The sequence below is a fragment of the Blastococcus sp. SYSU D01042 genome, assembly GCF_054050515.1.
This window is the reverse complement of the sequence record NZ_JBJGZM010000004.1, coordinates 97,032-123,020: the sequence shown is the minus strand read 5'-3', so window position 1 is coordinate 123,020 and position 25,989 is coordinate 97,032. Positions and strand designations below refer to the sequence as shown.

Here is a 25,989-nt window from a genome sequence, read left to right as displayed (position 1 = left end):
CCGGAGCCCTCACGACCGGGTCAGCGGGAGGCGATCGTGCCCGGGGCCCGGTCTGATCGCCAGCACCTGGTTCACCCCGACCCGGTGGCCGTCGAACGCCAGCGCCGAGCCGGCGAGGTACAGCCGCCACACCCGGGCCCGGCCGGGGGAGGACAGCCGCACGGCCTCGTCCCACTGCTCCTCGAGGTTGCTCACCCACGCCCGGCAGGTGAGCGCGTAGTGCCGGCGCAGCGCTTCGACATCGACGACCTCGAGGCCCGCCTCCTCCAGCACGCGGACGTGGGTGGCCAGGGGCTGCAGCTCGCCGTCCGGGAAGACGTAGCGCGTGAGGAAGGAGCCGGGATCCGGACGGTCGGGGCCGGCCGCGGGGCCGCGTGCGATGGCATGGTTGAGCAGCCGACCGCCTGGGTGCAGCAGGGCCTGCAGCCTGGCGGCGTAGAGCGGCAACTGGTCGAGGCCCACGTGCTCGGCCATCCCGACCGAGGCGATCGCGTCGAAGGGTCCGTCGACGACCTCGCGGTAGTCCTGCAGACGGATCTCGACGCGCTCGGAGAGGCCGGCCTCGGCCACGCGCCGGGTGGCCAGCTCGGCCTGGGCGGCGGAGATGGTCACCCCGGTCACCGATACCCCGTACCTGGCTGCGGCGTGCAGGGCGAGCGAGCCCCACCCGCAGCCGACGTCGAGCAGCCGCATCCCGGGCTGCAGGTCCAGCTTGCGGCAGACGACGTCGAGCTTGGCCTCCTGCGCCTGCTCCAGCGTGGCCGTCGGCTCGGGGAAGTAGGCACAGCTGTACACGAGCGAGGGTCCCAGCAACAGCCGGTAGAAGTCGTTCCCGACGTCGTAGTGGTGGCTGATGGCGCTCCGATCCCGCCCGAGCGAATGCCGGATCCCGGCCAGTCGGGCCTCTTCCGGCGGCGGTGCCGGGGGCGGTCCGAGAACCCCGAGACGCAGGAGCGGGCCGGCCAGCCGGGCGAGAGCCCGCCGGTCCAGGCGCAGCTCCGGGCGCGCCGGCATCCGGTCGGGGAGGCTCAGCGCCGAGTAGATGTCCCCCTCGATGTCGAGGTCACCGCTGACGTAGGCGCGCGCCAGGCCCAGCTCTCCCGGCGCGTAGACCAGCCGGCGCAGCGCCCGCGGGTGGCGCACGACGAGGGTCGGTGCGCCGTCGACGACGGACGCCGAGCCGTCCCAGCACCGCACCGACAGCGGGACGGGGGTCCCGAGCAGCAGCCGCCCCAGCTCGGCGACCACCTCGGCAGCCCGACGCGGGGGAGAAGCGGCCATGCTCGACCCTGGCACACCACGGCGAACAGCGGTCCCGGTGGAGGCCGGGAGATCCAGACGGACGAGCCAGTCCTCGAAGCCTCGAGCGGACGTGGCTGGTCACGAACAGGAGAACCCCCACCGGCCCGAGGCCGCTGGGGGTTCGACTGACGTGTCCGAGGGGGGACTTGAACCCCCACGCCCGATAAAGGGCACTAGCACCTCAAGCTAGCGCGTCTGCCATTCCGCCACCCGGACGAGTGCGGAGCCAGACTACCGGACCGGGTCCGACCTCCGGAGCACCCCCCACCGGTCAGTTCCCGGCGACCGAGACCCGCCCGCGGCCGGCCCGCTTGGCCTCGTACAGCGCCGCGTCGGCGGCCGTGTACAGCTCGCGCCGGTCGCTCGAGTGCTGCGGCACGTGGGCCACTCCGACGCTGATCGACAGCGCCAGCAGCTGGCCGTCGGCGAGCGTCATCGGCGTCGACCGGACGGCGTCCAGGAGCTCCTCGGCCCGCTGGACGGCCGTCGTCCGCCCGCACCCCGGCATGAGGACGGCGAGCTCGTCGCCGCCCAGCCGCGACAGCACCGCGTCCGCGGCCCGGACGCGCCCGCGCAGCACGCTCGCCAGGTGCACGAGGACGTCGTCGCCGACCGGGTGGCCGTGGCTGTCGTTGATCGTCTTGAACGAGTCGACGTCGATGAGCACCAGGGCGGTCCCGCCCGGGACCGGGCGCCGCAGCGTCCCGGCCAGCACGCGGTCGAACTCCCGGCGCGTGGTCAGGCCGGTCAGCGAGTCGACGGTGAGCTGCTCGCGCAGCGCGGCCACCAGCCGCTCCTGGACCCCGATGAGGCGGACCAGCAGCACCGCCATGACAGCGAGCACCGTCCCGAAGAAGGCGAAGTCCGTGACGGCGTCGGCGACGGGCAGCAGGAGGAACAACGTCACGCCGTCCGCGACGAGGGCCGAGGTGGTCACCAGGACGACGGCGGGGGAGCGCAGGTGCGTGGCGGCCCAGAGCACCGGGAGCGCGTAGAAGGCCTGGGCGCCGGCCGAGGTGTCGCGGGTGACCAGGTTCAGCACGCAGATCAGCCCCACGCCGGACAGCGCGATGAGGGAGGTGACGGCCCAGCGGTCGAGCAGCCGGGCCGGCGTCAGCCGGCAGGCGGCGGCCGCCGCGGCCAGGCCGAGGACGGAGGTGGAGAGCAGTCCGACGTCGGCGGTCACGCCCTGGCCGAGCTCGAGCAGGAGCAGCAGCGCGAGGACGACGGCGCTGGCGGCGAGGATCAGCGCCGCGCTGTGCGCCGCCGCCCGAGGATCCCGCGCCCGCAGCGCCGTCACGATGCCCATGACCCCTGTACGACCCGGATCATCGGACGGTTCAGGATCGTTTCACCCTGTGGGATGAGCCGGGCGCCGATGGCACGATCACCCCATGAGCGACGACGCGACGCAGCCACTGGCCCGGGCCCAGGACGAGGTCGCCGAGCTCCTCTCCGACCTCATCCGGATCGACACCACCAACACCGGCTCGACCGCCACGAGCGCGGGCGAGCGGGCGGCCGCCGAGTGGGTCGCCGGCACCCTGGGCGAGGTCGGCATCGACTCCACCATCGTCGAGTCCGAGCCCGGCCGGGCCAGCCTCGTGGCGCGCATCCCGGGCGCCGACCGCAGCCGGCCGGCGCTGCTGGTGCACGGGCACCTCGACGTCGTCCCCGCCGACCCGGCCGAGTGGAGCGTGCACCCGTTCTCCGGCGAGGAGCGCGACGGCTACATCTGGGGGCGCGGCGCAGTGGACATGAAGGACATGGACGCGATGGTGCTCGCGCTGGTCCGCGACTGGGCCCGCACCGGCGTGCAGCCCGACCGCGACATCGTGCTGGCCTTCGTCGCCGACGAGGAGGCCGGCGGCGTGCTGGGCGCCCACCACCTCGTCGACGAGCACCCCGACCTGCTCGAGGGCTGCACCGAGGCGATCAGCGAGGTCGGCGGCTTCAGCATCACCGTCCGCGACGACCTGCGCCTCTACCTGGTGCAGACCGCCGAGAAGGGCCTGGCCTGGATGCGGCTGACCGCGGGCGGCAAGCCCGGCCACGGGTCTTTCGTGCACGACGACAACGCCGTCACCCGGCTGTGCGAGGCGGTCGCCCGCATCGGCAGCCACCGCTTCCCGCTGACCCTCACCCCGCCGATGCGCGAGTTCATGGCCGCGGTCGAGGACGCCTACGGCATCGAGATCGACCCGGCCGAGCCCGAGCTCGCCCTGGCCCGGCTCGGCAGCATCAGCCGGATGATCGGCGCGGCCCTGCGCAACACCGCCAACCCGACGATGCTCGACGCCGGCTACAAGGCCAACGTCATCCCGGGCACGGCGAGCGCGACCGTCGACGGGCGCTTCCTCTACGGGGAGGAGGAGGAGTTCGAGCGCCAGCTCGCCGCGCTGATCGGCGAGGGCGTCCAGCGCGAGTGGCTGGTGCACGACCAGGCGGTCGAGACGACGTTCGACGGCCCGCTGGTCGACCAGATGGTGACCGCCCTCAAGGCCGAGGACGACGGCGCGAGGCCGGTGCCCTTCACCATGAGCGGGGGCACCGACGCCAAGAGCTTCCAGCGCCTGGGCATGCGGTGCTTCGGCTTCTCACCGCTGCGGCTGCCCGCCGACCTGGACTTCGCCTCGCTCTTCCACGGCATCGACGAGCGGGTGCCGGTCGAGTCCCTGCGATTCGGCGTCCGGGTGCTCGACCGCTTCCTGCGCTCGGCGTGATCTGATGCGTCCGTGACCTCCACCACGCCTGCCCCGAAGTCCGGATCCGTCGCGCTCGTCACGGGAGGTACCGGTGGCTTCGGCCGCGCCCTCGCCACGAAGCTGAAGGCGCTGGACGTCACCGTCGTCCTGGCCGACCTGGACAGCGAGCGCAACCGGCAGGTCGCCGACGAGCTCGGCTGCCCCTTCGTCGTCCTCGACGTCGCCGACCGCGCCGCCAACGCCGCCGTCGTCGCCCAGGTCGAGGCCGACCACGGCCGACTGGACGCCGCGTTCCTCAACGCCGGCATCGCCGGCAAGTCGCGCCAGGCCCTCGACGTCGACGAGTTCCTCAAGGTCGTGGACATCGACCTCTTCGGCGTCGTCTACGGCACCGAGGCCGCCCTGCCGGCGCTGCGCCGGGCGGGTGGCGGCTCGATCGTCGTGACCGCCTCGCTGGCCGGTCTCGCCCCCCTGGCCACCGACCCCGGCTACAGCGTGGCCAAGGGCGGTGCGATCACCTTCGTCCGCTCCATGGCCGCGCGGGTCGTCGACGAGGGCATCACCATGACCGCGATCTGCCCCGGGTTCGCGGACACCGCGATCATCGACGGCATCCGCCAGACCTTCCTCGACAACAACTTCCCGATCCTCTCCGCGGAGGAGGTCGCCGACGCGATGATCGCCGCCTGGACCTCGGGCGAGCCGGGCGCGGCCTACATCGTGCAGCCGGGCATCGGCGCGGTGCCCTACAAGTTCAAGGGCGTGCCCGCGGCCAAGACGCCCAGCGGCGAGACCGCCGGTGTGCCCGGGGCGCTGCGCCCCGGTTCGGCCACCTGATCGGGGCGCGGCGGTGCGGCACCGGATCAGCGCGGAGATCGAGATCGCGGCGCCGCCGCAGGCCGTCTGGGAGCGGCTGACCGACCTGCCCGGCTACGCGGCGTGGAACCCGTTCATCCCGTCGGCGACCGGCACGGTCGCGGTCGGCGAGCGCCTCGCGCTGCGCCTGCAGCCGCCGGGCGGGCGTGCGCTGCCGATCAGGCCGACGGTCACCGAGGTCGTGCCCGGCGCGGTCCTCGAGTGGCTGGGGCACCTCGGCGCGCCAGGGGTGTTCGACGGCCGGCACCGCTTCGAGCTGACCCCGACACGGCAGGGCACCCGCCTGGTGCAGAGCGAGGCGTTCAGCGGCCTGCTGGTCCGGCCGCTGCGCGGGTTCCTGGACGGCGGCACGCTGGCCGGCTTCCGAGCGATGAACGACGCCCTGCGGGCCCGGGTGCTCGGGCCGGGAGCCTGATCAGGCCGGGTCCTCCTGCGAGCAGGCGTAGAGGAAGGCCGGCGGCACGTTCCAGGGGGTGATCCGCCAGCGCACCGACCGGAAGCGCTTGCGGAACTCGCCGAGCATGAGCGGCGAGTACTGGATCACCACCATCACGCCGCGCGGGGCGAGCAGACGCGGGAGCCCGTCGAGGATGCGCCGCCGCAGGTCGCCGTCCAGCGAGGTGAACGGCAGGGCGGACACCAGCACGTCGGCCCGCTGCCCGTCGAGGTGGGCCTCGACGTTCTCCGCCGAGTCGGCGAGGACCTCCAGCCGGTCGTCGCCGGCGTAGCGGTCCCGCAGGAGGGCGGCCAGCTTCGGGTCGATCTCGACCGCCACCAGGCGGGCACCGGGCGCGAGCCGGGCCAGGATCTCGCCGGTCTGCACGCCGGTGCCGGCGCCCAGCTCCACCACGAGGCCGGCGGCGGGCACGTCCGCCAGGTCGAGCATGTCGCGCACCGCCGTCCGCGAGGTCGGCAGCACGGCGCCGACCTGTCGGGGATGGGCGATGAACGCCGCGAAGAAGCGCAACGGGTCCGTCAGGTGCTGTCTCATGCGGTCCTCACCGGCTGGACGACGTCGTCCTCGGCACCCTGCCACGGCCACCGGGGGCCTGCGCGCCGGGGCCGGGGCCAGGTGACGGCCGTCACGGTGCGTCTGGCAAGGTCGCCGCATGCGCGCATGGCGGGTCCACGAGCTCGGCGATCCTGCGGAGGTCATGAGCTTCGACGAGGTCGACGTCCCGACCCCGGGCGAGGGTCAGGTGCTGGTGAAGGTGAAGGCCGCGGCCCTCAACTTCCCCGACATCCTCATGGCCCAGGGGCTCTACCAGGAGAAGCCGCCGCTGCCCTACACGCCGGGAGTCGAGCTCTGCGGCGAGGTGGTGGAGACCGGGCAGCGGGTCATCGGCGGGCCCGTCGGCGGGTCGGGCGCCTTCGCCGAGTACGCGCTGATGGACGCCGGTGCCTTCGCCGCTCCCGCGGAGCTGTCCGATGCGAAAGCCGCCGCGCTCAACGTCACCTACGCCACCGGCCACGCCGGCCTGCACCGCCGGGCGCACCTGCAGCCGGGGGAGTGGCTGCTGGTCCACGCCGGCGCCGGCGGCGTCGGCTCGGCTGCGATCCAGCTCGGCAAGGCGGCCGGCGCGCGGGTCATCGCCACGGCCGGCGGAGCCCGCAAGACCGCAATCTGCCGCGAGCTGGGGGCCGACCACGTCATCGACTACACCGCCGAGGACTTCGTCCCCGCGGTCAAGGAGATCACCGGCGGGCACGGCGCCGACGTCGTCTACGACCCGGTCGGCGGCGAGGTGTTCGACAAGTCCCGCCGGTGCATCGCCTTCGAGGGCCGGCTCCTGGTCATCGGCTTCACCAGCGGCACGCACCCGCAGGCCCCGGCCAACCACGTCCTCGTCAAGAACTACAGCGTGGTCGGGCTGCACTGGGGGCTGTACCGCAAGCACGAGCCCTCGTTGGCCGCCGCGGTGCACGCGGAGCTGCTGCGCGGCGTCACCGACGGGTACCTCGACCCGCTGGTGGGCGAGGAGCTGCCGCTGGACCAGGCGCCGCAGGCGCTGGCCCGCTTGGGGGACCGCGGCACCGTCGGCAAGGTCGTGCTCGTCCCCTGAAGCCCTAGGGGTGCCGCGCGCGGCTCCGCGCGGCCGCCTCTAGCTCCTCGACCAGCGCCGGACCTGCGGCGTCGGCCCGCAGTCGTGCGCCCAGGGGCTGCGCGGCGCGCCGGTAGGCCGGGTCCTCCAGCAGGCGGCGGACCGCGCCGGCGATGCGGGCCGGCGACGCCGAGCGGCGCAGCCCGATGACCGCCCCGTGCCGGGCCGCGCGGACGACGTTGTCGCCCTGGTCCCGCCCCATGGGCAGGCACAGCGTCGGCACACCCGCGGCCAGCGCCTTGACCAGGGTGCCGTGCCCGGCGTGGGTGACCACGACCGCCGCCTGCGGGAAGAGGACGGCGTGCGGAGCCGATCGCCGGACGTCGACCCGCGCCGTCCCGGGGATCTCCGCCGGGTCCACGGCCGGGCCCGTCGTCACCACCGCCCGCACCGGGAGCGTGTCGAGCGCGGCGACGATCCTGCGCAGCGCGTCGGCCTGCCCCATCCACGTGCTGGACAGGCCCACGACGACCAGCGGCTCGTCGCCCGCGGGCGGTTCGTACGGCTCAGTCCACGGCGGGTCGTCGAGCACCGGGCCCACGTACCGGACGTTCTCCGGCACCTGGGCGGGCAGGTCGAAGGCGCGCGAGGTCAGGACGAGCACCCGCGCGGCGCGGTCCCACTGCGACCACACGTCGGTCAGCGGGTCCAGGCCCAGCTCCGCGCGGGCGGCGTCCAGCGGCGCCCGGTGCCGGTTCCACATCCTCTCCGCGAGGCCGTTGAGCGCGCGGTCCCGGAGCCGTCCGGCGCGGCCCCGCGCCGGGGCCAGGCCGGCACCGAACGGCGGGAGCCCGGGCGCCGGCCGGGAGTAGACGTTGGAGCACAGGGCCACCCCCGGTACCCCCGCGGACTCGGCGCCGGCCAGCGCGCCGAGGAGGGGCCCGCTGGCCACGACGAGCTCGGCGGGCCGGTCCTGCACGGCGGCACGGACATCGGCGGCGTAGGCGGCGGCGGGGCCGGTGATGACCCGCTCGCACAGCCGGGCGAGCAGCGCCGGGGGAGTGCGGACCTCCCAGTCGCGGATGAAGTCGTCCTCGCGCGCCGACGAGCGGCGGTGCGGCGCGCGGTCCCAGCTGCGGAACTCCGCGCCGGTGGCGGCGACGTCGGCGGCGAAGCTGGGGTCGCCGAGGACCGTGGCGGTGTGCCCGGCGGCCGACGCGCGGCGGACCACGCCGAGCTCGACGGGGACGGTGCCCCCGCCGTCCCAGAGGGCGAACAGCAGGTTCACGGCGACCTCCTCGGGGTGGAGCGCGTCGGGAGGGCGAGCGTGCTCCGGTCCGCGCCCGGGGCCAAGGACTCCGCGCGCGGACCCGCCTGACGCGGGTCGACCTAGGCTGGACCGGTCATGACGCCCCGCCAGCTCCCGATCGTCCCGGCGCGGGAGGAGCTTTCGGCCGACTGCTCGCGGTGCGCGGGGCTGTGCTGCGTGGCGCCGGCGTTCGGCGCGTCGGCGGACTTCGCGGTCGACAAGCCCGCGGGCACGCCCTGCCGGCACCTCCAGGACGACTTCCGCTGCGGCATCCACGACCGGCTGCGGCCCGAGGGCTTCCCGGGCTGCACCGTCTTTGACTGCTTCGGCGCCGGGCAGCGGATCACGCAGGAGACCTTCGGCGGGCGCAGCTGGCGGGACTCACCGGAGCTGGCCGCGGCGCAGTTCGCCGTCCTGCCGGTGGTGCGCCAGCTGCACGAGGTCCTCTGGTACCTGGCCGAGGCCGCGGCGCTCCCGGTGCCGGCGCTGCACCCGGCGGTCGAGGAGGCCCGCGCGGAGACGCAGCGGCTGGCCGGGCTGGACGCCGGCGCGCTGCGCGGTCTGGACATCGGCGCGCACCGGGCGGCGGTGGGGGCTCTGCTGCAACGGGTGAGCGACGCCGTCCGCGGTGGGGGCCCGGACCGGCGCGGGGCCGACCTGATGGGCCGGGACCTGCGCCGGATGCGGTTGCGCGGGGCGAGCCTGCGGGGCGCCTACCTGATCGGTGCCGACCTCCGGGGCGTGGACCTCGGCCCGGCGGACCTGCTCGGCGCCGATCTGCGCGCCGCCGACGTCCGAGGCACCGACCTCTCGGCGTGCCTGTTCCTGACCGTGCCGCAGGTGCAGGCCGCCCGCGGCGACGCCGCCACGCTGCTCCCGTCCGGGCTGCGCCGCCCGGAGCACTACGCCTAGATGACCGGGGCCTGGATGACCGGGGCCTAGATGACCGGGGCCTAGATGACCGGGCCGGGCAGGTAGGAGAGCCGCGACCGGCGCCGCAGGATCACCTTGCGCGTGCCGTCGGGGTGCAGCTGCAGCCGGGCGAGCTCCCACCCGCCGACGTCGGACTGCAGGCTCAGCATGGTCGCCGCCGCGGACCGGGACGTGCCCGGTGGGATCCGCAGCGGCGCGAACTCGTAATCGGGTGACGCCTCCATCGGGCCGATTGTGCCCGGCGGACGCCCACCGGTCACGCCGTCGCCTCCTGCCGTCCACCTCGCCGCCCTGCCGGACCCTCGCCCGGACGGCAGGATGGAGCCGACCCGATCACCAGCCCGACGGAGGACGACGTGACCGATCCCGGCACCGCGAACGACGCCGACCGCGCCGAGCAGGAGGCGCTCGTCGACCCGCCGGCGGTGTCCGTGGCGGGGGAGGCGACGGCGCCGCCGGACACCGTGCCCGAGGCCGACGCCCTGGAGCAGCAGCTCGCCGCCCGCCCCGGTGAGGCCGGCAGCCCGCTCCGCCCGGTCGGCGACCGCGAGGCGAACGAGGCCGACGTCCTCGAGCAGGAGGCCGACGTGCCCGCCGACGAGGACGACCTCCCCGGCTGAGCACCTGGGCCGCCCGGCGCGAGATCTGCACACTCGGGGTCTTCAGCGGCCTGAAAGCCCCGAGTGTGCAGATCTCGCGGAGTCAGCCGGCCAGGGCCGCGGCGTACTCGGCCAGCAGTGCGGCCAGCCGGGTGCGGCGAGGGCGGACGTCGACCTCGCGGACCGCCCGCGACAGCGCCGCCCCGCTGGCGTGCACGATCGACAGGTGCTTCTGCGCGCGGGTCAGCGCGGTGTAGACCAGCGGCCGGGACAGCATCCCGCCGGCCTCGGGCGGCAGCACGACGACGACGCCGGGCCACTCCGAACCCTGCGCGCGGTGCACGGTGATCGCCCAGCCGTGCCGCAGGTCCGACAGCGCCGAGCCGTTCACGGTGACCGGCCCGGAGGCGAACGCGACGTCCAGCGATCCGTCGCCGGCCTTGGTCACGGTGCCGACCTCGCCGTTCGCGAAGCCGATCGGCTCCAGGTCGAGGTGGTTGGCGGTGGCGACGACGCGGTCGCCGGGGTCGAAGCCGAAGACCGTGCCCTCGCCGGGGTTGAGCACCGCCTTGAGCGCCTTGTTCAGCTCGATCGTGCCGGCCGGCCCGCGGTGCACCGGCGTCACGACCTGCACCGCACCGGCCTCGATGCCCAGCGCCCGCGGGATGGAGTCGGTGACCAGCTGGACCACCCGCCGCGCGGCCTCGGCCGAGCCGGTCGCCGGGACCACCACGACCTCGCGGTCGGGGGAGTCGACCGGCGGCAGCTCGCCGCCGCGCACCCCGGTCGCCAGCCGGGCGATGGCCCCGCCCTCGGCCTGCCGGTACAGCGTGGTCAGCTCCGTGACCGGGACGGCGCCCGAGTCGATCAGGTCCCCCAGCACGTGGCCGGGGCCGATGGAGGGCAGCTGCGCCGGGTCGCCGACCAGCAGCAGGTGGGTGCCGTCCGAGCACGCCTCCAGCAGGGCCGCGGTCAGCTCGACGTCGAGCATCGAGGCCTCGTCGACGACGACCACGTCGGCGTCCAGCGGCCACTCCTCGTTGCGGGAGAAGCCGCCGGTCATGCCCTGCGCCCCGAGCAGCCGGTGGACGGTCACCGCCGGGTGGTCGGTCAGCTCCTCCAGCCTCTTGGCCGCCCGGCCCGTGGGCGCGGCCAGCGCCACCTCGGTGCCCTTGGTCCGCAGCAGCTTGACGATCGCCGCGACCGTACGGCTCTTGCCGGTGCCGGGGCCGCCGGTGAGCAGGCTGACGCCCGCGCCGAGGACCTGCGCGACGGCCTGCTTCTGCGCCTCGTCCAGCCCCTTGGCCACCGAGCGCACCGACGCGGGGTCCGCGATCCGCTCGGCGGCGGCGGCCAGGCGGGCCACGTTCTCGGCCACGGCCTCCTCGGCCATGCCGAAGCGGGCCAGCGAGAGCGTGCGCAGCGCGGGGTCGGGCTGGGCGTCCGGGTCCTCGTCGTCGTCGGGGATCGGGGGCTCGTGCTCGAGCACCTCGCCGCCCTCGACCGCGGCCACGATCGCCGCCGCGGGGTCGGTGATGCCCTCGGCGCGCAGCGCGGCCACGACGAGATCGGCCGGCAGCACGGTGTGCCCGTCCCGGGTCGCCGTCCGCAGCGCCAGGCCCACGATGGCGCGGCCGCGGCGCCCGTCCTGCCGGTCAGCGCCCTTGAGGACGGCGATGGCCAGCCGGTCGGCGTCGGCCAGCGTCACCCCGGACAGGCTGAGCAGCGCCCACGGGTCGTCGCGCAGCCGCCGGGCGGCGTCGGGGCCGAGCGTGTCGGCGACGCCCGCGGCCAGCTTCGCCGGCAGCCCCGCCGCGACCAGCATCTCCACCACCTCGTAGGTGGGCTGGGAGGCGAGGAAGCTGGAGAACAGCCGCTCGGCGCGCTGCCGCCCGACGCGGGGCATCTTCAGCAGCCGGTCGGCGGTGACGTCGTCGGGGGTGGTGATCCCGGCCGCGGGAAGCTCGGCCGCCGCCCGCCGGCCCAGCCCGGGCCACAGGCCGGCGGCGCAGAAGGCGGCGAAGACCGGGTCGCCGCCGGGGGCGGCCGCGGGCGCGCTCACCGGTCCGCCCGGCGCTCGGGGTAGCCGGCCGGTGCTGCGGAGACGTCCTCCAGCGCGGTGCGGATGGCGGCCGGCAGCCGCACGCCGACGGCGTCGAGGGAGGCCTGGAGCTGCTGCGCGGTGCGCGCGCCGACGACGGGGGCGACGACGCCGGGCCGGTCCCGCACCCAGGCCAGGGCCACGCCGAGCGGACTGGTGCCCAGGCCCTCGGCCGCGGTGATGACCGCCTCGACGATGCGGTCGGACTTCGGCGAGCGCAGCCCGTCGATGAACGCCTGCCACTGCTGCGAGGCGCCCCGGGACTCCGAGGGGGTGCTGTGCCGGTACTTGCCCGTGAGCAGGCCGCGCCCCAGCGGTGACCACGCCAGCACGCCCAGCCCGAGCGCCTCGGCCGCCGGCACGACCTCGCGCTCGACGCCGCGCTGCAGCAGGGAGTACTCGACCTGGGTGCTCACGATCGGCGTGCGGCCCGGCCAGGCGCGCTGCCAGGTGGCGGCCTGCGCGGTCTGCCAGCCGGTGAAGTTGCTGATCCCGATGTACCGGGCCCGCCCGGAGGCGACGGCGAGGTCGCAGGCGGCCAGGGTCTCCTCGATCGGGGTCGCGTCGTCCCAGGCGTGCACCTGCCACAGGTCGACGTGGTCCAGGCCCAGCCGCTGCAAGGAGGCGTCGAGGGCGGAGAGCAGGTGCCCGCGGGAGGCGCCGCGGCCCATCGGACCGGGCGCGGTGCGGCCGGCGGCCTTGGTGGCGACCAGCACGTCCGAGCGCGGGACGACGTCGGCCAGCAGGTGCCCGACGATGCGCTCGCTCTCGCCGTCGCAGTAGACGTCGGCGGTGTCGACCAGCGTGCCGCCGGCGTCGACGAAGGCGGTCAGCTGCATCGCAGCCTCGTCCTCGTCGGTGTCGCGGCCCCAGGTCATGGTGCCCAGCGCCAGGCTGCTCACGACCAGACCGCTGCGCCCCAGCGCCCGTTGTTCCACGACCGGCCAACCTACCGGCGCGGAGCCGCGCCCACCGGCGACCACCCACAGCCTCGGAGCGGCGCGCCCCGGACCCGGGACGGGCGCCGCCTAGGGTGACCGCTCGTGCGCTCCTGGCTGACCCCGTCCCCGTCCGGTACGAGCTGATGGGCTGGTTCGAGGCCGTCGTCCTCGGTGTCGTGCAGGGGCTCACCGAGTTCCTGCCGATCTCCTCCAGCGCCCACCTGCGCGTCGTCGGCGAGGCGTTCGGCTGGGAGGACCCGGGTGCTGCGTTCACCGCCATCACCCAGATCGGCACCGAGGCCGCGGTGCTCCTCTACTTCCGCCGCGACATCTGGCGGATCGTCACCGCCTGGGTCGCCTCGCTGGGCGGCCGGCGCACGGGCGACCCGGACGCGCGGATGGGCTGGCTGATCATCGTCGGCAGCCTGCCGATCGGGATCCTCGGCCTGCTGTTCGAGGACGACATCGAGACCACGTTCCGCGACCTGCGCATCGTCGCGACGACGCTGATCGTGTTCGCGCTGATCCTCTACGCGGCCGACCGCGTGGGCACCAAGCGGCGCGAGCTCGACCGGCTGACCGTGCCGCACGGCATCGGCTACGGCTTCGCGCAGGCCCTGGCGCTCATCCCGGGCGTCTCCCGCTCGGGCGGCACGATCACCGCCGGGCTGTTCCTGGGCTACTCCCGCGCCGCGGCCGCCCGCTACTCGTTCCTGCTGGCCATCCCGGCGGTCCTGGCCTCGGGCTTCTACCAGGCCTACGACGAGCTCAGCGGCGACGCGACCGGCACCGGCGTCTCGTGGGGGCCCACGATCCTCGCGACGGTGCTCGCCTTCGGCGTCGGGCTGACCGTCATCGCCTGGCTGCTGCGCTACCTCGACCGGGGGTCGTTCACGCCGTTCGTGGTCTACCGGATCGCGCTCGGCGTGCTGGTGCTCGTGCTGGTGTTCGCCGGCGTCCTCGATCCGGAGCCGGCCGCCTCCGCGGTGCCCTGACCTACGCTCCGCTCCCATGACCACGGTGATCCTGCTCCGGCACGGGCGGACGACGGCCAACGCCGGCGGCATCCTCGCCGGCTGGACCCCCGGGGTGCAGCTCGACGAGGCCGGGGCGGCGCAGGTCGCCGCGGTGGGGGAGCGACTGGCGCGGGTGCCGCTCGCGGCCGTCGTCAGCAGCCCGCTGGAGCGCTGCGTGCAGACGGCGACGGCGGTCACGGCCGGCCGCGACCTCGAGCTGCGCACCGACGACCGGCTCGGCGAGGCCCGCTACGGCGACTGGACCGGCCGGACGATCAAGGAGCTGGCCAAGGAACCGCTGTGGAAGGTCGTGCAGCAGCACCCCTCGGCCGCGGTGTTCCCCGGCCCGGAGGGGGAGGGGCTGGCGCAGACCCAGGCCCGCGCCGTCGCCGCCGTCCGGGCGTACAACGCCGAGCTGGGCCCGGACGCCGTCTGGCTCGCGTGCAGCCACGGCGACGTCATCAAGGCGGTCCTGGCCGACGCCCTGGGCCTGCACCTGGACCAGTTCCAGCGGATCGTCGTCGACCCGGCGTCGATCTCGGTGATCACCTACACCGACACCCGGCCGTTCGTCGTCCGCATGAACGACACCGGCGGTGACGTCTCTGCGCTCATCCCGCCGCCGCCGAGGAAGCGCGGGCGGCGGAAGGCCTCCTCGGACGCCGTCGTCGGCGGCGGCGCCGGCGCGCCCGCCTGACCCCGCGCCCGAGCGGCGCGCCCGCGTAACCTGGGCACGTGCCCCGTCAGGTCCATCTCTTCGATCGTCCGAACCGGTTCGTCGCCGGCACCGTGGGCCAGCCAGGGGACCGCACCTTCTACCTGCAGGCCTCCGACGGCGACGGCCGCACGGTCAGCGTCGCGCTGGAGAAGAACCAGGTCCAGGTGCTGGCCGACCGCATGGCCGAGCTGCTCGACGAGGTCGCCGGCCGCGCCGACGCGGTCATCCCGCCCGACGCCGACGTCGACGACCTCGACCCGCTCACCCCGCCCGTGGACGAGGAGTTCCGGGTGGCCGCCATGGGCCTGGCGTGGGACGGCGCGGCGCAGGCCGTCGTCGTCGAGGCGGTGGCCGCGGGGGAGGAGCCGATCGAGGAGGACGCGATCCTCTCCGACAGCGACGAGGGCCCCGACGCGCTGCGGGTGACCATCACCCCGATGGCGGCGCGGGCGTTCATCGCGCGCGCCCGCCGCGTCATCGCCGCCGGCCGGCCGTCGTGCCCGCTGTGCTCCATGCCGCTGGACGCCACCGGCCACGTGTGCCCCCGGCAGAACGGCTACCGCCGCTGACCGGCGGCGAGCGATGAGCGAGCAACCCGCCGAGCCCGTCCTCCGGGCACCTGCCGACGACGCCGAGGCCCGGCACCTGCTCGAGACCGGCGAGATCGACCTCGAGGGCCGGATGCTGGACGCCTCGAACGTGACGCTGGTCGGCAGCATCCGCTCCGGCGAGGTCGGCGCGGAGTGCGTCTACAAGCCGGTCGCCGGCGAGCGCCCGCTGTGGGACTTCCCGGACGGCACGCTGGCCGGCCGGGAGATCTCGGCGTTCCTCGTGTCGGAGGCCACCGGCTGGCGGATCGTGCCGCCGACGGTGCTGCGCGAGGGCCCGTTCGGCCCCGGGATGGTGCAGCTGTGGATCGACGGCGACGAGGAGGTCGACCTCGCCGAGTACGTGCGCCGCGACGACCCCGCGCTCCGGCGGATGGCCGTCTTCGACGCCGTCGTCAACAACGCCGACCGCAAGGGCGGGCACATCATCCCGATGCCCGACGGCCACGCCTACGGCGTCGACCACGGCATCTGCTTCTCCGTCGAGCCCAAGCTGCGCACGCTGCTGTGGCGCTGGGCCGGCCGGCCGATCCCGCTGGCCGCGCTCGAGGTGCTGGAGCGGCTGGCCGAGGACCTGCAGGGCGACCTGGGGGAGCAGCTGCACGAGCACCTCACCCGCCGCGAGGTGCGCAGGACCCAGCAGCGGGTCGCCGAGCTGCTGCGCACGAAGCTGCACCCCGAGCCCAGCGGCGACTGGCCGGCCCTCCCGTGGCCGCCGTTCTGACCTTCCCCGGCGAGATCGCCGATCTCGCACACCGTGGGGCCACGGAGCGTGCGACATCGCCGATCTCGCCGGAGGATGCAGCCGTGCGCGTGCGGCTCGGCGAGGGGTTCGACCGGCACGCGGTGAGCGTGGCTGGCGGATGGCCCTGGAGCGGTTGGCGGCGCTCCTCGAGCGCTGAGCGTCAGGCGGACCGGACTGCGATGCCCGGGTAGTCGACGATCAACCCGGCGCCGTCGTACGCGAGCGCGGCCCGGAAGGAGCCACCCTCGGACGTGTAGTCGAAGGTGCGTTCGCCGGTGCGACGGTAGGTCTGCTCGAGCCGGGTGACCGAGCAGTCCAGCGCCCGCACGTACGCCGCCGGGGCCGCCACGACCTCGCCCTCGGGGAGCGCCAGCCGGTGCACGGGCAGGGTGTTGGTGCAGGCGGAGGCCTCCAGGTCGACGTCGACCAGCCCGTCCAGGTGCGGGGCCGGGACGCCGTCGACGGTCCAGCGGCCGGCGCCGTCCGAGCTCAGCGCCGTCGACCGGGTGCCGGCCACCGTGTCGGAGCTGACTCGCACCTCCCGGGTGCGCCAGTGCTCGTCCAGCTCGACCTCGTAGCGGACGGCGTAGGGCTGCCCGTCCTCGACCGCGCTGGTGTACCCGCGCAGGCCACGCGGCCCCGGGTACACGACCTCGAACCCGTCGACGGCGTCCACGAAGCGCCAGGCCGCGAACGCGGGCAGCGGTGCGTGCCCCTGCGGAGCGGTCACGTCAGCTCCACCAGGTCGATCATCGCGGCGGCCTGCAGGCCGTCGCCGTCCACGGTGAGCACCTCCAGCGGGACCCGCCGCCAGACCGCCAGCAGCAGGTCGCCCGCCGTGCCGGTCAGGGCCGCGACGGGGAGGGGGCGGGAGCCGGGGAACAGCGTCCGCTCCGCGCCGGCGTCGACCGCGTGCAGGACGACCGGGTGCGCCCCGGGAGGCGGGCCCTCGGGCAGCGCGCCCGGCACCATGACCTCCAGCCACTCGTCGATCCCGTCGAGGCCGACGTCGGCGGGGACGGGGCGGACGTCCCCGAGCACCTGCTCGGCGTCGACCACGTGCACGGTCGCCTCCTGGACCTGCCGGCGCAGCACGAAGGCGACGTCCTTCTGCGGCGCCCACGTCCACACCGGCTCGGCGGGGTCGGCGGCGGCCAGGACCGCCTCGAGCTCGGCGCTGCGGGCGGCTCCGTAGCCGAGCAGCTCGTCGTCCGGGTGCCGGGCGGCCCCGACGTAACCGCCGGGGTCCTGCGCCCGCGTGCGCACCACCCACGCCCAGAAGCGCTGCACCTCGGCCAGGTGCCAGACCAGGTCGGCCAGCGTCCAGCCGGGGCACCCCGGGACGGTCGCGGACCAGCCGCGCTGCAGCACGGCCGCGGCCGCGGCCTCGGCGAACCGGTCGTCCGCCCGCCGCAGCACCGGCAGGTACTGATCGGTGTGCATCGCGTCTCCTTCTAGGCTCGGGGCGTGCTCTCCTGGCCCGCCCCGCTCCTGCCGACCCTGCCCGGGACCGGTCCCGCGCTCAAGGTGCACGACACCGCCCGCGGCGAGGTCGTGGACACCAGCCCGGACCGCACGGCGCGCATGTACGTCTGCGGCATCACGCCCTACGACGCCACGCACCTGGGGCACGCGGCCACCTACCTCGCCTTCGACCTGGTCAACCGCGTCTGGCGGGACGCCGGGCACGCGGTGCACTACGTCCAGAACGTCACCGACATCGACGACCCGCTGCTCGAGCGCGCCGAGCGCGACGGCGAGGACTGGGTCGTCCTGGCCATGCGGGAGACGGCGCTGTTCCGCGAGGACATGACGGCGCTGCGGGTGCTGCCGCCGGAGGACTTCGTCGGCGCGGTCGAGGCCATCCCGCGGATCGTCGCGCACATCGAGCAGCTGCTCGACGCAGGCCTCGCCTACGTGCTCGACGACGGCACCGGCGACGTCTACCACGACATCGCGCAGGCCCCCGGCTTCGGCGGCGAGTCCGGCTACGACGAGGCCACCATGCTCGGCTTCTTCGCCGAGCGCGGCGGGGACCCGGAGCGCGCGGGCAAGCGGCAGCCGCTGGACCCGATGCTGTGGCGCGGGGCGCGCCCCGGCGAGCCGTCCTGGCCCGGCCCGCGCGGCACCGAGGGCCGGCCGGGCTGGCACATCGAGTGCGCCGCGATCGCCCTGGACACCATCGGCATGGGCTTCGACGTGCAGGGCGGCGGGAGCGACCTGGTCTTCCCCCACCACGAGTACTCCGCCGTCCACGCCGAGGCGCTGACCGGCGAGAAGCCCTTCGCCGAGGCCTACGTGCACGCGGCCATGATCGGCCTGGACGGCGAGAAGATGAGCAAGAGCCGCGGCAACCTGGTCTTCGTCTCGAAGCTCCGGGGCGAGGGCGTCGACCCGATGGCCATCCGGCTGGCGCTGCTCTCGGGGCACTACCGCACCGACCGCGCCTGGACGCCGGCCCTGCTGCGCGAGGCGCAGGAGCGGCTGGGCACCTGGCGGCGCGCCGTCGCCCAGGAGACCGGTGCCCCGGCCGGTCCGGTGCTGCACGGCCTGCGCGAGCGGCTGTCCGACGACCTGGACAGCCCCGGGGCCATCGCCGTCGTCGACGCCTGGGCGGAGGCGACGCTGTCGGGCGCGGGGGAGCGGGAGGAGCAGGCGTCGACGATCGTCTGCGACGCCGTCGACGCGCTGCTGGGCGTCGCCCTGCAGGACTGCTGATGACCGGTCCGTTCCGCTTCACCGACCGGGCTGCGCGCGAGCGGGCCGAGGAGCAGCTGGCGCCGGCCGCCTGCCGGTCGGCGGGCACCCGCGGCCGGGCCCGGCCCGAGGCCGAGGACCCGCTGCGGACGGCGTTCGAGCGGGACCGCGACCGGATCCTGCACGCCAAGGCCTTCCGCCGGCTCAAGCACAAGACGCAGGTCTTCCTCAACCCCGACGGCGACCACTTCGTCACCCGGCTCACCCACACGCTGCAGGTCACCCAGGTTGCCCGTTCGCTGGCCCGGGCGCTGGGCCTGAACGAGACGCTCGCCGAGGCGATCGCGCTGGCCCACGACGTCGGCCACTCGCCGTTCGGCCACATCGGCGAGGACGCGTTCGACCCCTACGTCCCCGGCGGCTGGCACCACGCCGCCCAGGGCGTGCGCATCGTCGAGGTGCTCGAGGACCTCAACCTCACCTGGGAGGTGCGCGACGGCGTCCGCGCGCACAGCTGGAAGATCACCCCGCCGCCCTCGACCCGCGAGGCCGAGTGCGTGCGGTACGCCGACCGGATCGGCTACCTGTCCCACGACGCGCTGGACGCCGTCCGCGCGGGGGTGCTGCGCCCCACCGACCTGCCGGCCCGCACCCGGGCCGTCTTCGGCGAGCCGGGCAGCCAGATGGTCGGCGCCATGATCGACGCCGTCGTCGAGGGCTCGCTCGTGCCCGGCGCCACGCAGGTGGTCATGGCGACCGAGCCGCTGGAGGCGATGCACGAGCTGCGCGCGTTCATGTTCGAGCGGGTCTACGAGTCCGAGACCGCCGCCGGGCAGAAGCACGTGGCCGTCGACGTCATCCGCCGGCTGGTCGACCACCACCTGGCCCATCCGGAGCTGCTGCCGGCGTCCTACCGCGACACCGAGGCCGACGAGGTCACCCAGGTCGTCGACTACGTCTCCGGCATGACCGACCGGTTCGCCCTGAACACGCACGACCGGTTGTTCGACGACGACGCGACGTCCCGCATGACGCCGCTCCTGCGGTAGCGCTCAGCCGCCGCCGGCGGAGCCGTCGCGGCGCTTGAGGTACCGCTCGAACTCGCGGGCGATCTGGTCGCCGTTGGCCTGCGAGAGATCGACCTCGGTGGCCCGCTCCTCGAGGGAGCGCACGTACTCGACGACCTCGTCGTCCTCGTTCGCCATCTCGTCGACGGTCGACACCCAGTCGTCGGCCTGCTGGGGGAGCGCCCCGAGCGGCACGGTGATCTCCAGGACCTCCTCGACCCGGCGCAGCAGCGCCAGCGTCGCCCGCGGGGAGGGCGGCTGGGAGACGTAGTGCGGAACGGCCGCCCAGAAGCTGATCGCCGGCAGGCCGGCCTGCACGCACGCGTCCTGGAAGACGCCGAGGATGCCGGTCGGCCCCTCGTAGCGCGAGGTCTCCAGCCCGTAGGCCTGCGCCGACTCCTCGTCGTAGGCCGACCCGGTCACCGGCGTCGGCCGGGTGTGCGGGGTGTCGGCCAGCAGCGCGCCGAGAGCGACGACGGTCTGCACGTCCAGCTCCTCGAGCAGGCCGATCAGCTCGGCGCAGAACCCGCGCCAGCGCATGTTCGGCTCGATGCCGCGGATGAGGACGACGTCGCGCTCGCTGCCCGGGGGACGGGCGACCGAGATGCGGGTGGTCGGCCACTCGATGCGGCGGCTCACCCCGTCGATGAGGGAGACCGTGGGGCGATTGACCTGGAAGTCGTAGTAGTCCTCGGGGTCGAGCGCAGCCAGCGGCTTGGCGTCCCAGATCAGCTCGAGGTGCTCGACCGCCCCGGTCGCGGCGTCCCCGGCGTCGTTCCAGCCCTCGAAGGCCACGACCACCACCGGCTCGGTGAGGTCGGGCAGGTCCTCGGCGCTGCGCTGCGGGTCGATCACCCCCGGAAGCCTACGTCGGTCCACCGACGCCGCGGGCTGGATGACCCGGGCGTGTGAACAGCGCGGAGGTCGTGAACCGCGTTGCGCGGAAGTGAGACGATGGGCTCGACATCGGGACCGCTCAAGCCTGGGCAGACCCGCCGGGGTGCCGGAGCTCGTCCACGGAGGCAGAGCCCGCACACCCACAGCCACGCATTACTGGGGTATCGCCTGTGTCCGACTCACCCATCCTCCGCCCCGACGCGACCGCCGAGCTCACCGCCCTGCTCCAGCAGCGCATCCTCGTGCTCGACGGCGCCATGGGGACGGCGATCCAGCGCGACCGCCCCGACGAGGCCGGCTACCGCGGCGAGCGCTTCGCGGACTGGCCGAGCGACGTCCAGGGCAACAACGACCTGCTCAGCATCACGCAGCCGGAGATCATCGCGGGCATCCACCGCGAGTACCTCGAGGCCGGCGCTGACCTGCTCGAGACCAACACGTTCAACGCCAACCGCGTGTCGCTGTCCGACTACGGCATGGAGGAGCTCGCCTACGAGCTCAACCACGCGTCCGCCCGCCTGGCCCGCCGCGAGGCCGACGCGATGTCGCAGCGCACGCCGGACAAGCCCCGCTACGTCGTCGGCGCCCTGGGTCCGACGACGCGCACCGCCTCCATCTCGCCGGACGTGAACGACCCCGGCGCCCGGAACGTCAGCTGGGACCAGCTGGTCGAGGCCTACCTCGAGCAGGCCAACGGCCTGGTCGACGGCGGCTCGGACGTGCTGCTCGTCGAGACCATCTTCGACACGCTCAACGCCAAGGCGGCGATCTTCGCGCTGGAGACGCTGTTCGAGGAGCGCGGCCGCCGCTGGCCGGTCATGATCTCCGGCACCATCACCGACGCGTCGGGCCGCACGCTGTCCGGCCAGGTCACCGAAGCGTTCTGGCACTCGGTGCGGCACGTGCAGCCGCTGCTCGTGGGGCTGAACTGCGCCCTCGGCGCCAAGGAGATGCGGCCCTACATCGCCGAGATGTCCCGCATCGCCGACACCTTCGTCTCGGCCTACCCGAACGCCGGCCTGCCCAACGCCTTCGGCGAGTACGACGAGTCGCCCGACGAGACGGCCGCCATCGTGGCCGAGTTCGCCGACGCCGGCTTCGTCAACCTGGTCGGCGGCTGCTGCGGCACGACGCCGGCGCACATCGCCGCGATCGCCCGCGACGTCGCCGGCAAGGCGCCGCGCACCGTGCCGGAGGTCCGGCCCGCGCTGCGCCTGTCGGGCCTGGAGCCGTTGTCCGTCGTCGAGGAGACGCTGTTCGTCAACGTCGGCGAGCGGACGAACATCACCGGGTCGGCCCGCTTCCGCAACCTCATCAAGGCGGGGGACTACCCGACCGCGCTCACCGTCGCCCGGCAGCAGGTCGAGGCCGGCGCCCAGGTGATCGACGTCAACATGGACGAGGGGATGATCGACGGCGTCGAGGCGATGGACCGCTTCACCAAGCTCATCGCCGCCGAGCCCGACATCTGCCGCGTGCCGACGATGATCGACTCCTCCAAGTGGGAGGTCATCGAGGCCGGTCTGAAGAACGTCCAGGGCAAGTCGATCGTCAACTCGATCTCCCTCAAGGAGGGCGAGGAGAAGTTCGTCCGCGAGGCCGCGCTGTGCCGCAAGTACGGCGCCGCCGTCGTCGTCATGGCCTTCGACGAGGACGGCCAGGCCGACACCCTGGAGCGGCGCAAGCAGATCTGCCGCCGGGCCTACGACGTGCTGACGCAGAAGGTGGGTTTCCCGGCCGAGGACATCATCTTCGACCCGAACGTCTTCGCCGTGGCGACCGGCATCGAGGAGCACGCCAACTACGGGCTGGACTTCATCGAGGCCACCCGCTGGATCAAGCAGAACCTGCCCGGCGCGCTGGTGTCCGGCGGCGTCTCGAACGTCTCCTTCTCCTTCCGCGGCAACAACCCGGTGCGCGAGGCCATCCACGCGGTCTTCCTCTTCCACGCCATCGCCGCGGGCATGGACATGGGCATCGTCAACGCCGGCGCGCTCGAGGTCTACGACGAGGTGCCCGTGCTCCTGCGCGAGCGGATCGAGGACGTCGTCCTCAACCGCCGCCCCGACAGCACCGAGCGGCTGCTGGAGATCGCCGGCGACTTCGCCGGCGACGGCACGGTCAAGGAGGTCGCCACCGAGGAGTGGCGGAGCCTGCCGGTGGGGGAGCGGATCACCCACGCGCTGGTCAAGGGCATCGACGCGCACGTCGAGGACGACACCGAGGAGCTGCGCGCGCTCATCGCCGAGCGGGGCGGGCGGCCCATCGAGGTCATCGAGGGCCCGTTGATGGACGGCATGAACGTCGTGGGCGACCTTTTCGGCGCCGGCAAGATGTTCCTGCCGCAAGTGGTCAAGTCCGCGCGGGTCATGAAGAAGGCCGTCGCCTACCTGATCCCCTACATCGAGGCGGAGAAGAAGCCCGGCGACGCCGAGCGCAGCAACGGCAAGGTCGTCATGGCCACCGTGAAGGGCGACGTCCACGACATCGGCAAGAACATCGTCGGCGTCGTGCTGCAGTGCAACAACTACGACGTCGTCGACCTGGGCGTGATGGTCCCGGCGCAGAAGATCCTGGACGCCGCCAAGGCCGAGGGCGCCGACGTCATCGGGCTGTCGGGGCTGATCACGCCGTCGCTGGACGAGATGGTCAACCTGGCCTCGGAGATGGAGCGGCAGGGCTTCGAGATCCCGCTGCTCATCGGCGGCGCCACCACCTCGCGGGCGCACACCGCGGTCAAGGTGGCGCAGAAGTACCACGGGCCGGTCATCTGGGTGAAGGACGCCTCGCGGTCGGTGCCGGTCGTGGCCGCGCTGCTCTCCGACGAGCAGCGGCCAGGCCTGCTGGCCGAGACCGACGCCGAGTACGCCGCCCTGCGCGAGCGGCACGCGGCCCGCCAGGACAGCCGCGCGCTGCTGCCGATCGCCACCGCGCGCGAGGCGGCCACGCCGATCGACTGGGCCGGGTACACCCCGCCGCGGCCGCGGATGCTGCTGCAGCAGGCCAAGGACGTCTGCGACGGCCCGGCCTGCACGCTCGGGAGGGCGACGCAGTTCGTGCGGCACTTCCACGACTACCCGCTCGAGGAGCTGCGCCGCTACATCGACTGGCAGCCGTTCTTCAACGCGTGGGAGATGCGCGGGCGCTTCCCGGACATCCTGCACAACCCCTCGACCGGCGAGGCCGCGCGGCGGCTGTACGAGGACGCCCAGGCGATGCTCGACCGGATCGTCGACGAGAAGTGGCTGCGCGCCGCCGGCGTCTTCGGGCTGTTCCCGGCCAACCAGGTGCCCGGTGACGACCTGGAGGTCTACACCGACGAGTCGCGCACCGAGGTGCGCACCGTGCTGCACCAGCTGCGCCAGCAGACCGAGGGCCGGGACGGGTCGGCGCGCAAGTCGCTCGCCGACTTCGTGGCGCCCAGGGAGACCGGGCTCCAGGACTACGTCGGCGCCTTCGCGGTGACCGCCGGGCTCGGCTCGGCGGAGCGGGTCTCGGCGTTCAAGAAGGACAACGACGACTACAGCGCGATCATGCTCGAGGCGCTGGCCGACCGGCTGGCCGAGGCGTTCGCCGAGCGGCTGCACGAGCGGGTGCGCACCGAGTTCTGGGGTTACGCCGCCGGCGAGCGGCTGGACAACGACGCGCTGATCGCCGAGAAGTACCGCGGCATCCGCCCGGCGCCCGGCTACCCGGCCTGCCCGGAGCACACCGAGAAGCAGACCATCTGGGAGCTGCTCGACGTCGAGGCGCACACCGGCATCCAGCTCACCGAGAGCATGGCCATGTGGCCCGGCGCCGCGGTGAGCGGGCTGTACTTCTCCCACCCGGACGCGCGGTACTTCGTGCTGGGCCGCGTGGGCCGGGACCAGGTCGAGGACTACGCCGCGCGCAAGGGCTGGACGGTCGCCGAGGCGGAGAAGTGGCTCTCGCCGAACCTGGGCTACCGGACCGAGGACGAGTAGCCCGTCCGCCGGGAGGCTCGCCGGTCAGCGCGCCGCCGGCGGCCTCCCGACGGCGAGCCGGCGCCACGCCCGCAGGACCAGCAGGCCGCCGACCGCCGGCACCAGGGATAGCGCCCGCACGCCGGTCGGTGCGGGCAGCTGCCAGGAGAGCGCGATGACGACCAGGTAGCAGAACCCGTGGACCGGGCCGAGCAAGGCCGCGACCGACTGCACGTGCACGGTCGCCAGGTTGACGAGGAGCAGGGCCAGGGTGGCCGTCTCGACGGCCGCGGCGGCCGCCAGCCAGCGCGGCACCACCTCAGACGCCCGTCGTGGAGCCGGGCCGGACGATCATCAGCACGACGACGACCACCCAGAGCAGGTTGAAGACGCCGGAGGACGCCCCGAGGCGGCCGATCAACGCGGTCCCCTCCGGGAGGGCCGCCCGCACAGCGGCACCCGTCGCGGACGCCGGCGCCACCCCGTCCCGGCCGGGGACCTCGGCCACGTGCGCCAGCAGCCGGCGCTGCGCCGGCAGGACGGCAGCCACCAGCAGGAGACCGGCCACCACGGCCAGCCCCATCGACACCTGCACCCAGGCGTCGCCGAGGACGTCCAGCTGGGCCGCGGTCGCCAGACCGAACACCGGCACGGCCAGCGACAGCAGGGCGTACACCCGGGTGATCCGGTGCAGCAGGTGGAGCACCGGCACCGCAGGCGGCGCCGTCGCCTCGTCGAGGGCCAGCCGCGCGTAGCGCGGGAAGAGGCTGACCGCCACCGTCACCGAACCCACGAACACCACCGCTGCGACCACGTGCACGCTGAGCAGGAACGCTGCCATGACCACCTCCGTCGTCGTTGCCGTGAAGGTATCAGGCGCCCTGAAACAATCGGCGAAGATCGGTCGGGAGAGGATGGCGGCACCGCACAGGGGAGGAGCCGTGGTGACGACACCGGACGTGCCGGGGCCGCCGGCGACGAGCAGCGCCCTCCTGCTCGTCGCGCTGGGCCGGCAGGTCGACAGATGGGTCAACGGCTCGCTGGAGCGGATCGGCTTGTCGCTGCGGCTGCTGGGGGCGCTCGGGCACCTCGGGCGGGAGCCCGGGCTGTCCTACACCGAGCTGGCCCGACGCGCTCGGGTGACGCCGCAGAGCATGCACGCCACCGTCGCCGAGCTCATCGCGACGGGCGCCGTCGCGCCGGCCGATCAGGGCCGGGGCAGGCGGGCCCTGCTGGACGTGACCCCGAGGGGGCGGGAGCTGCTCGTCGCGGGTCTGGCCGCGATCGCCGCGGTCGACGCGGAACTGAGGGGCCTCGCCGCCCTCCCGGAGGACGGGGACCTGTTCCGGGTGCTGGGGGCGATCGCGCGTCGATCGGGGGAGCCCTTCCCTGGCGGGGCCACCCGGCCCCGCCCGACGGACGGCGAGGAGTAGTCGGCGCGAGAGCCGTCGTCCGCGGGCCGCCCGTGGTGCTCGCCTGCCGGCTGGGA

26 protein-coding genes and 1 tRNA gene are annotated in these 25,989 nt (G+C 74.4%); 14 read left to right on the top strand and 13 right to left on the bottom strand.

Annotation, left to right across the window (positions count from 1 at the left end; genetic code table 11):
* Positions 1-9: 9 nt before the first annotated feature.
* From ACI79H_RS09555 to ACI79H_RS09545, 3 genes are all read right to left on the bottom strand, one after another.
* Entirely contained in the window at positions 10-1,281 is a 1,272-nt protein-coding gene (locus ACI79H_RS09555; protein WP_456554136.1) for a class I SAM-dependent methyltransferase, read from the bottom strand.
* Positions 1,282-1,433: 152 nt separating this feature from the next.
* Positions 1,434-1,518: transfer RNA gene (locus ACI79H_RS09550), tRNA-Leu, on the bottom strand.
* Positions 1,519-1,573: 55 nt separating this feature from the next.
* The gene (locus tag ACI79H_RS09545) at positions 1,574-2,611 is read right to left on the bottom strand and encodes a GGDEF domain-containing protein (protein WP_456554135.1); all 1,038 of its coding nucleotides are present in this window, start codon (positions 2,609-2,611) and stop codon (positions 1,574-1,576) included.
* A gap of 85 nt (positions 2,612-2,696) precedes the next feature.
* On the opposite strand from ACI79H_RS09545, the gene ACI79H_RS09540 reads away from it, so the two are divergent.
* From ACI79H_RS09540 to ACI79H_RS09530, 3 genes are read left to right on the top strand one after another with little or no spacing between them, the layout of a single operon-like run.
* Positions 2,697-4,025, top strand: a complete 1,329-nt coding sequence (locus ACI79H_RS09540) for a M20/M25/M40 family metallo-hydrolase (RefSeq protein WP_456554134.1) — start codon at positions 2,697-2,699, stop codon at positions 4,023-4,025.
* 12 nt (positions 4,026-4,037) lie between these two features.
* Positions 4,038-4,844, top strand: coding sequence for an SDR family oxidoreductase (locus ACI79H_RS09535; protein WP_456554133.1), 807 nt, complete (start codon positions 4,038-4,040; stop codon positions 4,842-4,844).
* Between the two features lie 13 nt (positions 4,845-4,857).
* Positions 4,858-5,298, top strand: a complete 441-nt coding sequence (locus ACI79H_RS09530) for an SRPBCC family protein (RefSeq protein ID WP_456554132.1) — start codon at positions 4,858-4,860, stop codon at positions 5,296-5,298.
* Here the strand turns inward: ACI79H_RS09530 and ACI79H_RS09525 are convergent, their stop codons facing one another.
* Positions 5,299-5,874 carry a class I SAM-dependent methyltransferase gene (locus tag ACI79H_RS09525; protein WP_456554131.1) on the bottom strand — a complete coding sequence of 192 codons (576 nt, stop codon included), beginning with the start codon at positions 5,872-5,874 and terminating at the stop codon, positions 5,299-5,301.
* Positions 5,875-5,992: 118 nt separating this feature from the next.
* Here ACI79H_RS09525 and ACI79H_RS09520 point away from each other — a divergent pair, with 118 nt between their 5' ends.
* Positions 5,993-6,946 (top strand): NADPH:quinone oxidoreductase family protein, encoded by a 954-nt coding sequence (locus tag ACI79H_RS09520; protein ID WP_456554130.1) that lies wholly within the window; start codon positions 5,993-5,995, stop codon positions 6,944-6,946.
* A gap of 4 nt (positions 6,947-6,950) precedes the next feature.
* Here ACI79H_RS09520 and ACI79H_RS09515 read toward each other — a convergent pair whose 3' ends face one another.
* On the bottom strand, positions 6,951-8,213 hold the full coding sequence (locus ACI79H_RS09515; protein WP_456554129.1) for a nucleotide disphospho-sugar-binding domain-containing protein: 1,263 nt from the start codon (positions 8,211-8,213) through the stop codon (positions 6,951-6,953).
* Positions 8,214-8,330: 117 nt separating this feature from the next.
* Between ACI79H_RS09515 and ACI79H_RS09510 the strand changes: the two genes are divergently transcribed.
* Positions 8,331-9,146 carry a pentapeptide repeat-containing protein gene (locus ACI79H_RS09510; protein WP_456554128.1) on the top strand — a complete coding sequence of 272 codons (816 nt, stop codon included), beginning with the start codon at positions 8,331-8,333 and terminating at the stop codon, positions 9,144-9,146.
* 41 nt (positions 9,147-9,187) lie between these two features.
* Here the strand turns inward: ACI79H_RS09510 and ACI79H_RS09505 are convergent, their stop codons facing one another.
* Positions 9,188-9,391, bottom strand: coding sequence for a DUF5703 family protein (locus ACI79H_RS09505; RefSeq protein ID WP_456554127.1), 204 nt, complete (start codon positions 9,389-9,391; stop codon positions 9,188-9,190).
* A gap of 132 nt (positions 9,392-9,523) precedes the next feature.
* On the opposite strand from ACI79H_RS09505, the gene ACI79H_RS09500 reads away from it, so the two are divergent.
* Entirely contained in the window at positions 9,524-9,787 is a 264-nt protein-coding gene (locus tag ACI79H_RS09500; RefSeq protein ID WP_456554126.1) for a hypothetical protein, read from the top strand.
* Between the two features lie 82 nt (positions 9,788-9,869).
* Here ACI79H_RS09500 and ACI79H_RS09495 read toward each other — a convergent pair whose 3' ends face one another.
* Positions 9,870-11,828 carry an AAA family ATPase gene (locus ACI79H_RS09495; RefSeq protein WP_456554125.1) on the bottom strand — a complete coding sequence of 653 codons (1,959 nt, stop codon included), beginning with the start codon at positions 11,826-11,828 and terminating at the stop codon, positions 9,870-9,872.
* Positions 11,825-12,805: an aldo/keto reductase gene (locus ACI79H_RS09490; RefSeq protein ID WP_456554124.1), complete on the bottom strand. Its 981-nt coding sequence runs from the start codon at positions 12,803-12,805 to the stop codon at positions 11,825-11,827. Before ACI79H_RS09490 ends, ACI79H_RS09495 begins: the two co-directional genes overlap by 4 nt.
* A gap of 95 nt (positions 12,806-12,900) precedes the next feature.
* On the opposite strand from ACI79H_RS09490, the gene ACI79H_RS09485 reads away from it, so the two are divergent.
* From ACI79H_RS09485 to ACI79H_RS09470, 4 genes are read left to right on the top strand one after another with little or no spacing between them, the layout of a single operon-like run.
* A complete protein-coding gene (locus ACI79H_RS09485; RefSeq protein ID WP_456554123.1) occupies positions 12,901-13,803 on the top strand; it encodes an undecaprenyl-diphosphate phosphatase in 903 nt (300 codons plus the stop codon).
* Between the two features lie 16 nt (positions 13,804-13,819).
* Positions 13,820-14,521: an MSMEG_4193 family putative phosphomutase gene (locus tag ACI79H_RS09480; RefSeq protein ID WP_456554122.1), complete on the top strand. Its 702-nt coding sequence runs from the start codon at positions 13,820-13,822 to the stop codon at positions 14,519-14,521.
* 38 nt (positions 14,522-14,559) lie between these two features.
* The gene (locus tag ACI79H_RS09475) at positions 14,560-15,111 is read left to right on the top strand and encodes a DUF3090 family protein (protein WP_456554121.1); all 552 of its coding nucleotides are present in this window, start codon (positions 14,560-14,562) and stop codon (positions 15,109-15,111) included.
* A 13-nt stretch (positions 15,112-15,124) separates the two neighbouring features.
* Positions 15,125-15,874 (top strand): SCO1664 family protein, encoded by a 750-nt coding sequence (locus ACI79H_RS09470; RefSeq protein WP_456554120.1) that lies wholly within the window; start codon positions 15,125-15,127, stop codon positions 15,872-15,874.
* Positions 15,875-16,055: 181 nt separating this feature from the next.
* On the opposite strand, the gene ACI79H_RS09465 is transcribed toward ACI79H_RS09470, so the two are convergent.
* On the bottom strand, positions 16,056-16,625 hold the full coding sequence (locus ACI79H_RS09465) for a putative glycolipid-binding domain-containing protein (RefSeq protein WP_456554119.1): 570 nt from the start codon (positions 16,623-16,625) through the stop codon (positions 16,056-16,058).
* Positions 16,622-17,338, bottom strand: coding sequence for a maleylpyruvate isomerase family mycothiol-dependent enzyme (locus tag ACI79H_RS09460; RefSeq protein WP_456554118.1), 717 nt, complete (start codon positions 17,336-17,338; stop codon positions 16,622-16,624). Before ACI79H_RS09460 ends, ACI79H_RS09465 begins: the two co-directional genes overlap by 4 nt.
* Positions 17,339-17,362: 24 nt before the next feature.
* On the opposite strand from ACI79H_RS09460, the gene mshC reads away from it, so the two are divergent.
* Together mshC and ACI79H_RS09450 are read left to right on the top strand one after the other, a co-directional pair.
* Positions 17,363-18,613 carry a cysteine--1-D-myo-inosityl 2-amino-2-deoxy-alpha-D-glucopyranoside ligase gene (gene mshC / locus ACI79H_RS09455; protein WP_456554117.1) on the top strand — a complete coding sequence of 417 codons (1,251 nt, stop codon included), beginning with the start codon at positions 17,363-17,365 and terminating at the stop codon, positions 18,611-18,613.
* The gene (locus ACI79H_RS09450) at positions 18,613-19,641 is read left to right on the top strand and encodes an HD domain-containing protein (protein ID WP_456554116.1); all 1,029 of its coding nucleotides are present in this window, start codon (positions 18,613-18,615) and stop codon (positions 19,639-19,641) included. Before mshC ends, ACI79H_RS09450 begins: the two co-directional genes overlap by 1 nt.
* Positions 19,642-19,644: 3 nt before the next feature.
* Here the strand turns inward: ACI79H_RS09450 and ACI79H_RS09445 are convergent, their stop codons facing one another.
* Positions 19,645-20,514 carry a PAC2 family protein gene (locus ACI79H_RS09445; RefSeq protein WP_456554115.1) on the bottom strand — a complete coding sequence of 290 codons (870 nt, stop codon included), beginning with the start codon at positions 20,512-20,514 and terminating at the stop codon, positions 19,645-19,647.
* A 212-nt stretch (positions 20,515-20,726) separates the two neighbouring features.
* On the opposite strand from ACI79H_RS09445, the gene metH reads away from it, so the two are divergent.
* Entirely contained in the window at positions 20,727-24,521 is a 3,795-nt protein-coding gene (gene metH, locus ACI79H_RS09440) for a methionine synthase (protein WP_456554114.1), read from the top strand.
* Positions 24,522-24,545: 24 nt separating this feature from the next.
* Here metH and ACI79H_RS09435 read toward each other — a convergent pair whose 3' ends face one another.
* Together ACI79H_RS09435 and ACI79H_RS09430 are read right to left on the bottom strand one after the other, a co-directional pair.
* Positions 24,546-24,815 (bottom strand): hypothetical protein, encoded by a 270-nt coding sequence (locus ACI79H_RS09435; RefSeq protein ID WP_456554113.1) that lies wholly within the window; start codon positions 24,813-24,815, stop codon positions 24,546-24,548.
* Between the two features lie 4 nt (positions 24,816-24,819).
* Positions 24,820-25,341, bottom strand: coding sequence for a hypothetical protein (locus tag ACI79H_RS09430; protein WP_456554112.1), 522 nt, complete (start codon positions 25,339-25,341; stop codon positions 24,820-24,822).
* Positions 25,342-25,444: 103 nt separating this feature from the next.
* Between ACI79H_RS09430 and ACI79H_RS09425 the strand changes: the two genes are divergently transcribed.
* Entirely contained in the window at positions 25,445-25,933 is a 489-nt protein-coding gene (locus ACI79H_RS09425) for a MarR family winged helix-turn-helix transcriptional regulator (RefSeq protein WP_456554111.1), read from the top strand.
* The last annotated feature ends 56 nt before the right edge of the window (positions 25,934-25,989 follow it).

Bases quoted from the DNA above. Each gene is read 5' to 3' on its own strand.
- ACI79H_RS09555 (WP_456554136.1), bottom strand. From the start codon at position 1,281: ATGGCCGCTTCTCCCCCGCGTCGGGCTGCCGAGGTGGTCGCCGAGCTG.
- ACI79H_RS09545 (WP_456554135.1), bottom strand. From the start codon at position 2,611: ATGGGCATCGTGACGGCGCTGCGGGCGCGGGATCCTCGGGCGGCGGCG.
- ACI79H_RS09540 (WP_456554134.1), top strand. From the start codon at position 2,697: ATGAGCGACGACGCGACGCAGCCACTGGCCCGGGCCCAGGACGAGGTC.
- ACI79H_RS09525 (WP_456554131.1), bottom strand. From the start codon at position 5,874: ATGAGACAGCACCTGACGGACCCGTTGCGCTTCTTCGCGGCGTTCATC.
- ACI79H_RS09520 (WP_456554130.1), top strand. From the start codon at position 5,993: ATGCGCGCATGGCGGGTCCACGAGCTCGGCGATCCTGCGGAGGTCATG.
- ACI79H_RS09510 (WP_456554128.1), top strand. From the start codon at position 8,331: ATGACGCCCCGCCAGCTCCCGATCGTCCCGGCGCGGGAGGAGCTTTCG.
- ACI79H_RS09505 (WP_456554127.1), bottom strand. From the start codon at position 9,391: ATGGAGGCGTCACCCGATTACGAGTTCGCGCCGCTGCGGATCCCACCG.
- ACI79H_RS09480 (WP_456554122.1), top strand. From the start codon at position 13,820: ATGACCACGGTGATCCTGCTCCGGCACGGGCGGACGACGGCCAACGCC.
- ACI79H_RS09470 (WP_456554120.1), top strand. From the start codon at position 15,125: ATGAGCGAGCAACCCGCCGAGCCCGTCCTCCGGGCACCTGCCGACGAC.
- ACI79H_RS09460 (WP_456554118.1), bottom strand. From the start codon at position 17,338: ATGCACACCGATCAGTACCTGCCGGTGCTGCGGCGGGCGGACGACCGG.
- ACI79H_RS09450 (WP_456554116.1), top strand. From the start codon at position 18,613: ATGACCGGTCCGTTCCGCTTCACCGACCGGGCTGCGCGCGAGCGGGCC.
- ACI79H_RS09430 (WP_456554112.1), bottom strand. From the start codon at position 25,341: ATGGCAGCGTTCCTGCTCAGCGTGCACGTGGTCGCAGCGGTGGTGTTC.